The sequence below is a fragment of the Microvirga sp. CF3062 genome, from assembly GCF_036314045.1.
Lineage (GTDB): Bacteria > Pseudomonadota > Alphaproteobacteria > Rhizobiales > Beijerinckiaceae > Microvirga.
The window spans coordinates 217,060-224,743 of record NZ_JAYGGN010000009.1; the positions used below are offsets into that span (position 1 = coordinate 217,060).

The window sequence follows — 7,684 nt, forward strand, 5'->3', positions numbered from 1 at the left end:
CTTAGACGTTGCAATGGGAAAACGTCTCTGGTGGAATTTTGAAGAAGCTGCCCCAGCGAGCCGTCAGGAACGACAGAATCTAGTTTTTCGTCGCCATGGAGGCTTCCTCGAGAGCCTCCTTCTCACGCCTGACCTGTTCGGACAGTTGCTCGGCGATCGCAACGAGCTTGCCGGCCATGAAGTGTTTGCCATGCAGTTCCACCTGACCTGCCAATCCCACGGTCAGGAGGGTCTCGAAGACTGTGTCGGCGGGAAGCCCTTTGCGGATCAGGTCGATGGCGACCTTCTGCCATTGGTCGGACAGCTGCTCGCGGATTTCGGAAATATCATTGCTCATGCCGAGACCATACAAGATCCTGAACTGGTTGTCCCGCGCTGCTCGTGTAGCTGTTCGGAAGGCTAGCCAACCGAGATGAAGCAGGCATTTTAACCGACGGGATGACAGGCCGTCTGCTGCAGCCTGAGGGAGAGTGGCGCGGGCGACGGGGCTCGAACCCGCGACCTCCGGCGTGACAGGCCGGCACTCTAACCGACTGAGCTACGCCCGCGCATTTCTCATCCATCACATGCCCAAGAGGGGCGTTTCTCGCGATGGAGGCGCGCTCGTACCGATGATCGGGCATGCTGTCAAATGGTGTTTGTCTTATCCCCAGGAGGCACGGCGCCACGCTGGGAACGGCTTCCTTCGCGGGAGACGTCAGTCCCTGGTGCTGATCGAGAAGACCTCGTAGCCGGCTCCATTGAGCACGCGGACGGATTCGATCTCGGGATCGCGGGATTGAGGCCGCCGCGCGAGGGAAAACACCTTCAGCGCCCGCTCTTTCGCCTTTTCGAGGGAATCGGTGCGGACCAGGATCCGGCGGATGGTGCCGCCGCCGGCCTCTTCGGAGGCGACGGATTCGATGCGATAGACTTCAACCACGTACCCAGAACTCCATTATCGGCGCGGCCCCACCATCAAGGCCTGGTGCGCTGCAGCTTGTCGAACCGCTTGATCAAACGGTCCCGCTTCAACTTCGATAGACGGTCGACCCAGAAGATGCCATCGAGCTGATCGATTTCGTGCTGGAAGCAGACAGCCATCAGGTCCTCCGCTTCCTCCTCGCGCTCCTGATCGTCCAGCCCCCTATATCTCACCCTCACGCGGGCATGACGCTCGATCTCGTCGTTGACACCCGGCATGGAGACGCTTCCCTCCATATGCCGGATCATCTCCGGGGAGGACCAGACGATCTCCGGATTGACGGAAATGTGGGGCTCGGCATGGCCTTGCAGCTGGATCACCACGAGCCGTCGCAGCACCCCGATATGAACAGCCGTGATGCCGATGCCGGGTGCGGCATGCATCGTCTCCGTCAGATCCGTTGCCAGCACCCGGACCTCGTCGTCGATATGGACGATCGGTTCGGCCTTTTGGCGCAGACAGGGATGGGGGAAGCGAATGATCTGACGGACAGCCACGCAATAGCTCTCGAAACGCAACAGGGGAAGGTCGACGCTCAGCTACTTATAGCGACCGCCGTGCCAAAGCACCTCGATTTTGTAGACGTCCTGGGCCTTGCACGAAGAAGAACCAAGCTGGAGCCTGCCGTCGAGACTTGCAGGAGGTGAGACAGCAGCGCTGTCCTCAGATCTCAGCAAAAAGCCTTCCCCGGTTGGAGCCGAGGAAGGCAAGTTCGGGAGGAAGAAACGCAGACTGCCCGGCTCAAACATCCGCGGGACGAGGTTGTTACGCGCCTGCGGCGTTCGACCACACCTTCCCAGGAGAGCCAGGAAAGTCAGTCAGAGCCTCAATCGTGGCGCAATCAAGGAAATTTGATGCCCGCCAAGGTTCGAGAATGAGGAACGGCAAGGAACCTTGAACAAGATGAACGCTTGTTTTGGTACGGAGGCACCATTCCCCGCAACCCCTTGTCGCCTCCGCACACTTGCAGCCCCGTTCAGCCTGTTTCGAACGGGGCTTTTTCTGTCCTGGGGCCTACCAAATCCAGCTTACCGCTCGATCAGGTCGGCAATGGAGCGGATGCGGTTTCGGGCATAGTCGGGAAGGCCGGCGCTGATGGAATTGCCGGAATTGAACGAGCTCTTGCCCATCAGCACCTGAGCCGGGATGAGATTGCGCAGCACGGGAACGTTCTCGAACTCTTTCTTGCGCTCCAGCACATCCGTCTCGACGGCCAGCGCCATGAAAACCGTCGCGACGGTTCTGCTCGGATCGGCAGGATGCTCCTGAAGGATCGCGAGCAGCTTTCCGAATTGCATCACTTGGTTCACGCTGAAGATCGTCTGCTCCAGCACCCCGGCAATGGGCGCTTCCAATGCTGTAAGCTTGGTGAGACCGGCACGGTCGACCTCCTCCGCCGGCAGCACACGGATCTCGGTCTGGAACTCCATGAATTCCGAGATCTTCTTGCCGCCCTCCTCCAGCTTGTTGGCCAGCCGGATCCCGACCGGCAGCTTGCCTTCGAGCGGATAGCGGGACTCGATGCAGAGGCTCGCAGGAGCCTCGCACCAGCGGCGACTCTGGTGGCGGTTATGGGCGCTCTGTGGATCCACCTGCGGCGCCGCCTGCTCGGCCGAGATGCGCCGGTGCTTGATCGACGGGTCGATCTTTTCCAGCGTGTCGAGACGCGCGAACCGAGCGAGGTCGACGGAACCCGGCGCCTTGCCGATCAGGAAGCGGGCTTCCACCACATACATGTGGAGCTTCTCGGTGTAGGTTTTCGGAATGCCGTGCACCGAGACCTTGATGGCCGGCTCTGCATAGCCGGGAAAGAGGCTCAGGAACTGCTTCTGCACGGACCTCTCACGGCCCCAATCCTCGAAGCGGATCAAGCCGGTTCCGGCATCGGTCAGCTTGTCGTCCCGGTGATCGCTGAACACGATGGTCTTGGGCTTCAGCTTTGTCGGAGCAATGACTGTGACGGACGGCACCTCCTCGATCCGGAACTCCTCCGCCGCCAATCCTCCAACGGATACAAAAAGAGCCGCAGCGGCAATCAGCGATCGCCTGACGAAAACCTGCAATGCCATCAGTAAACCTGTCCGTTGCGCCAGAGATAATCCGGATCGACGCGCCTGGGTCTGCGGGGCGCCTCGTCCTCCCACCACCAGCGGAAGCCGCGTTCCGGCTCGATTTGGCGGCGTGCGGGAGGAGCATGCTGGCGCGGAGCTTCGAGCCAGCCGGGGCCCTGAGCGTAAGGACCGTCCTCATAATAATCCGGTCCCCCCCGCTCCTCCCCGTCGCTCCAGGGATCCGGGTTACGGAAAGCATAGACTTCCGATTGCGGAACGAGGCGGAACTGCGTCTCGGCAAGGCGCCCGAACCAGTTCAGGCGGAAATGCTCCATGAAGCCTTTGCGTCCATCTGTCAGCCGGTCGCCGGTGTTGAGATCGATCGGCATGGCGATGAGCTGCTTGGCCGCCTGCGGCGAGGGCGGGCTGAGGGCAGCCTTCGGTGCATGGTGGTCCCAGGCCGCCTGGAGGATCGACTGGAAAATGGGAGCCGCTACCTTGCCGCCCGTCTGTCCACGCCCGAGCGTGCGGCGCTTGCCCTCGGCATTGTCATGCCCAACCCACACGGCAATCGTGACGTCGTTGGTGAAGCCCACGAACCACGCATCGTTCTCGTTGTCGGAGGTACCCGTCTTGCCGGCGGCATAGGGCGCGAGCGCTTTCAGGGAACGCGCCGTGCCGCGCTCCAGCACACCTTGAAGCATCGTCTTCAACTGATAGAAGGCGGCAGCGTCGGCAGAACCCAGTCGCGTCAGCTGGCGCGCCTTGCGGCTGTAGACAATCTGCCCACCTTGCTCCACCGCCTCGATGGCATGGGGCACCGGCATGGCGCCCTCGTTGGCAATCGCCGCATAGAAAGCTGCGAGATCGAGCATCCGCACAGGCTGCGCACCGAGCACGAACGGATAATGCGGCGTGCATTCCAGATAGAGCTGCGCCTCCATGGCGAGTTCGCAGACCCGCTTGAGGCTCTCCTCCGGTGAGGGCTCGATAGCGCCGTCGAGAAGTCGCGCCGTAACCAGGTTCTTCGAGTTCTCAAGCGCCCTTCTCAGGGTCATGATGCCGGAACGTCCGCCATCGAAGTTCTTCGGGCTCCAAGAATCGCCCGCTCTCGCGCCCGCCTCACCACTCACAGGCGGCAGGGTCAGAGGGGCATCCCAGATGAGCGTATTGGGCTGCAATCCCTTCGACAGAGCCGCAAGATAGGTGAGCGGCTTGAAGGCGGAACCCGGCTGACGGTGAGCCTGGGTCGCCCGGTTGAGCTGGCTCAGGGGATAGGAGAAACCGCCCGTCATGGCGAGGATGCGGCCGGTCCTGTTTTCCAGAACGACGGCCCCGCCCTGCACGGAGGGTGGCGCCCTCAGGTCGGCACGAACGGTCCCCTTGCCCTTCTGCTCGACGGGTTGAACGCGCACCACATCGTAGAGCTTGAGTTCCCGTCGGGCCGCTTCCCAGGCATTCAGCGGCAGGACACGTCCATCAGCGAGCCCTACTCGCAGGACGTTCGTGCCGGTCTTCCGATCCTTACCCTTCTCGATCACCACGGCTGCATGCCAGCGTATGTCGTAGAGCGGCAGGCGCACTGCCTCCAGGGTACGCCTCCAAGCAGGTGTCGTAGCAGCCGGATCCTTGCTGCCTTCGAGCGTCTTCACCGCCTCGGCGATATTGGCCTCAGGACCTTGGTAGCGCTGCCGCCCGATGTTCAGTTCATAGCGGGCAAGCCCTTCCTGTAGGGCGGCTTCCGTCTCCTGCTGCAGGGCCACGTTGATGGTGGTGCGCACCGTATAGCCGCCTGCAGTGAGGCTCTCGATACCGGCAAGCGTGCGGGCATCGCGACTGACATGGTCGACGAAGTGGAAGCCCATCGTGCGCCTGGTGCGCTCATGGGCCAGCCGGCTAGGCAGGGAGGCGACCGCCTGCTGCACCTGCTCAGGCTTCAGGAAGCCGTCTTCCTGCATGCGGCTCAGCACATAGGCCATCCGCTCCTGGGCGCGCTCGGGTTTCGTGTCGGGATTGTAGTAGTTCGGTCCCTTGGCAAGGCCTGCGAGTAGAGCCCCCTCGGATACTGAGAGAGCCTTGGCGCTCTTCCCGAAATAACTCTGCGCCGCCATCTCGATACCCCAGGAAGAGCGACCGAGATAAATCGAGTTGAGGTAGATTTCGAGGATCTCCGCCTTGCTCAGCACCCGCTCGATGCGCGAGGCCACGATCATCTCTCGCATCTTGCGGTCGTAGGTGACGTCGTCGCCCACGAGCAGGTTTTTCGCCACCTGCTGGGTGATGGTCGAACCACCCGCAGGACGTCCGGGATTGGCCATATTGCCCATGAAGGCGCGGATCACGCCGCGCTCGTCGATGCCCCGATGCTGGTGAAAGCGCTTGTCCTCTGCCGACACGAAGGCTTGCCGCACGCTTTGCGGAATATCCGCCAAGGAGACCCAGATGCGGCGGTGGTCCGGCTCGAAGACTTCGGCGAAGCGCTTGCCATTCGCGTCCAGGACCACGCTGACCCCTGGAAGCTTGAGACCCTTCAGCTTCCCGGCATCGGGCAGCCCGGCCACGGCGGCATTGTAATAGGAGATCACCTCGCCAAGATCGACCGGCGAAGGCTCGACCGTCTCGCCCTTACAGAACTGACGGTAGCTCGCGTGCAGATCGTTGAAGCTCAGCCCCTGCAGGACCTTCAGGTCCCCCGTGACCGCCTGCGGGTCATCCATGGCAGTGGCGATGAGATCGTCGAGATTAATGTCCTCGATGTCGAAGGCCCGGCGCATGTGGGTGCAGCCGCTCTTGAGGATCTGCACCACTTCACCCTGATCCCGAATAGGATCGAAGCTCGTCTTGACCGTCTCCGGATCGACGAGAACCTGGCTCAAGGTCAGGGCCGTTGCAAAAATCTTGACGAGGATTGCGCTCATTCCGCCATCATCGGATCATTCACCCCACGAGAAGATCATCGGCGCACACAAACGATCCGCGCCTCGGCTGCCGGGACGAACCCTGCCCGAGCCCAGATGAATGGAAGCCGTACATCGCGGCTCTTTTAGACCGGCCATACGAAGGAAATGGGGCGGCCGAGCTTACATCCCAGATGCAGCCGTTGCGGTCACGGCAATGTGTCTCACCCACGCCCGACGAAGGGCATCTTCGTCGCCATGACGGTCATGGTGAGAACATTGGCATCGAGCGGCAGGCCGGCCATGTAGACCACCGCATCGGCCACGTGCTTGGGGTCGATCCTGGGCTCCGGCGCCACCGTGCCGTTCGGCTGCAGGACGCCCTCGGTCATTCTCGCGGTCATGTCGGTCGCCGCATTGCCGATGTCGATCTGGCCGCAGGCGATGTCATATGCACGTCCATCGAGGGAGGTCGATTTCGTCAGCCCGAGGACCGCATGCTTCGTCGCCGTATAGGGTGCCGAGAGCGGGCGCGGAGCATAGGCCGAAACCGAGCCGTTATTGATGATCCGCCCGCCCCTCGGGCTCTGGTCTTTCATGATCCGGAAGGCCTCCTGCGTGCAGAGGAACGTGCCGGTGAGGTTGGTAGCCACCACCGCCTGCCACTGCTCGAAGGGAATCTCCTCTAGCGGTACGGCGGGTGAGCCGATGCCGGCATTGTTGACGAGAAGATCGAGCCTGCTGAAAGCCTTTTTCGTGGCGGTAAAGAGAGCTGCAACGGAGGCAGGATCCGTTACGTCGGTCGGCACGATAAGGACGGAGCGATCATTGCCACCGATCCCGCGCGCGGCATCTTCGAGAGCCTCCCGCCGCCGCCCCGCCATCACGACGGTGTAGCCGGCCTTTACGAGGCCTTCACAGATGGCTCTGCCCACGCCGGTTCCGGCTCCCGTCACGATTGCAATGCTGGAGCGTTCCGCCATCATGCTCTCCTTAATCTACGGCCACGTCTGACATGAGAGATGCATCTGGAGGCAGGATCGGCAAGGACACACCCAGGAGCTAAGCACAGTTTTCGACCTCATGCCTGGTACCGCCCCTAAGCTTTAAGGGAACCAGCTAAGCTGTCCCGCGTTCGCATGGTGCTACTCGGAAAGGAATCCGTCATGCGCAATCATGTCCTAAACTCGGCTGCTCTCTTGACTCTTCTGGCTCTCCCCCTCGCTGCCTGCCAGAGCGGCACGACTGCGGGCGCCGCAGGCGGCGCCGTCACGGGTGCCATCGTTGGCGGCCCGGTTGGCGCCGTGGTCGGCGGTGTCGCCGGTGCGGCGGCGGGAAGCGTCCTCAGTGCCGATGAATCGACCCGCGTCCGCAGCTATGTGGTCGCCGAGCGTCGCCCCTCGATCCGCGTTTCCGAGGAGGTGGTCGTCGGCCAGCCTCTGCCGCCGCGCGTCAGGCTCTATTCCGTTCCGCCGACAGTCGGCCTGCGGACCAACTACAGCTACACGGTCGTGAACGATCAGACCGTGCTGGTCGATCCGCAGACCCGGACGGTGGTTCAGGTCATCGAGTGATCAGACAAAACATCCTCAGAAAACCAGAAAAGGCGGCTCTCGCGAGCCGCCTTTTCTTTTGATTTCGATCTTTTTCCGGATCAGTCGTCCATATCCAGGTGGGTCATCAGGATTTCGCGTTTGCCGGCGTGGTTTGCGGGTCCGACGATGCCCTCCTGCTCCATCCTCTCCATGAGCGAAGCCGCCCGGTTGTAGCCG

At 62.1% G+C, this 7,684-nt stretch carries 8 protein-coding genes and 1 tRNA gene; 1 reads left to right on the forward strand and 8 read right to left on the reverse strand.

The window, feature by feature from the left end; translation table 11 throughout:
- Positions 1-79: 79 nt before the first annotated feature.
- The 7 genes from VB618_RS16750 to VB618_RS16780 all read right to left on the reverse strand — a co-directional run bounded on the left by VB618_RS16750 (position 80) and on the right by VB618_RS16780 (position 6,895).
- Positions 80-337 (reverse strand): hypothetical protein, encoded by a 258-nt coding sequence (locus VB618_RS16750; RefSeq protein ID WP_329797856.1) that lies wholly within the window; start codon positions 335-337, stop codon positions 80-82.
- Positions 338-471: 134 nt separating this feature from the next.
- Positions 472-548 (reverse strand) — tRNA-Asp (locus tag VB618_RS16755).
- A gap of 149 nt (positions 549-697) precedes the next feature.
- A complete protein-coding gene (locus tag VB618_RS16760; protein ID WP_329797857.1) occupies positions 698-922 on the reverse strand; it encodes a hypothetical protein in 225 nt (74 codons plus the stop codon).
- 35 nt (positions 923-957) lie between these two features.
- On the reverse strand, positions 958-1,461 hold the full coding sequence (locus VB618_RS16765; protein WP_329797858.1) for a peptide deformylase: 504 nt from the start codon (positions 1,459-1,461) through the stop codon (positions 958-960).
- Between the two features lie 531 nt (positions 1,462-1,992).
- Positions 1,993-3,033: a hypothetical protein gene (locus tag VB618_RS16770; protein WP_329797859.1), complete on the reverse strand. Its 1,041-nt coding sequence runs from the start codon at positions 3,031-3,033 to the stop codon at positions 1,993-1,995.
- Positions 3,033-5,933 carry a penicillin-binding protein 1A gene (locus VB618_RS16775; protein WP_329797860.1) on the reverse strand — a complete coding sequence of 967 codons (2,901 nt, stop codon included), beginning with the start codon at positions 5,931-5,933 and terminating at the stop codon, positions 3,033-3,035. Before VB618_RS16775 ends, VB618_RS16770 begins: the two co-directional genes overlap by 1 nt.
- 203 nt (positions 5,934-6,136) lie before the next feature.
- On the reverse strand, positions 6,137-6,895 hold the full coding sequence (locus VB618_RS16780) for an SDR family oxidoreductase (RefSeq protein WP_329797861.1): 759 nt from the start codon (positions 6,893-6,895) through the stop codon (positions 6,137-6,139).
- A 183-nt stretch (positions 6,896-7,078) separates the two neighbouring features.
- Here VB618_RS16780 and VB618_RS16785 point away from each other — a divergent pair, with 183 nt between their 5' ends.
- Positions 7,079-7,486, forward strand: a complete 408-nt coding sequence (locus tag VB618_RS16785; protein WP_329797862.1) for a DUF1236 domain-containing protein — start codon at positions 7,079-7,081, stop codon at positions 7,484-7,486.
- A gap of 80 nt (positions 7,487-7,566) precedes the next feature.
- On the opposite strand, the gene VB618_RS19830 is transcribed toward VB618_RS16785, so the two are convergent.
- Positions 7,567-7,684, reverse strand: a 118-nt coding sequence (locus tag VB618_RS19830; protein WP_442931833.1) for a DNA translocase FtsK, incomplete at its 5' end; no start/stop codon positions are given.

What these genes read in the sequence shown, in the direction of transcription:
- VB618_RS16750 (WP_329797856.1), bottom strand. Translation starts at nt 337, where the DNA reads ATGAGCAATGATATTTCCGAAATCCGCGAGCAGCTGTCCGACCAATGG.
- VB618_RS16770 (WP_329797859.1), bottom strand. Translation starts at nt 3,033, where the DNA reads ATGGCATTGCAGGTTTTCGTCAGGCGATCGCTGATTGCCGCTGCGGCT.
- VB618_RS16775 (WP_329797860.1), bottom strand. Translation starts at nt 5,933, where the DNA reads ATGAGCGCAATCCTCGTCAAGATTTTTGCAACGGCCCTGACCTTGAGC.
- VB618_RS16780 (WP_329797861.1), bottom strand. Translation starts at nt 6,895, where the DNA reads ATGGCGGAACGCTCCAGCATTGCAATCGTGACGGGAGCCGGAACCGGC.
- VB618_RS16785 (WP_329797862.1), top strand. Translation starts at nt 7,079, where the DNA reads ATGCGCAATCATGTCCTAAACTCGGCTGCTCTCTTGACTCTTCTGGCT.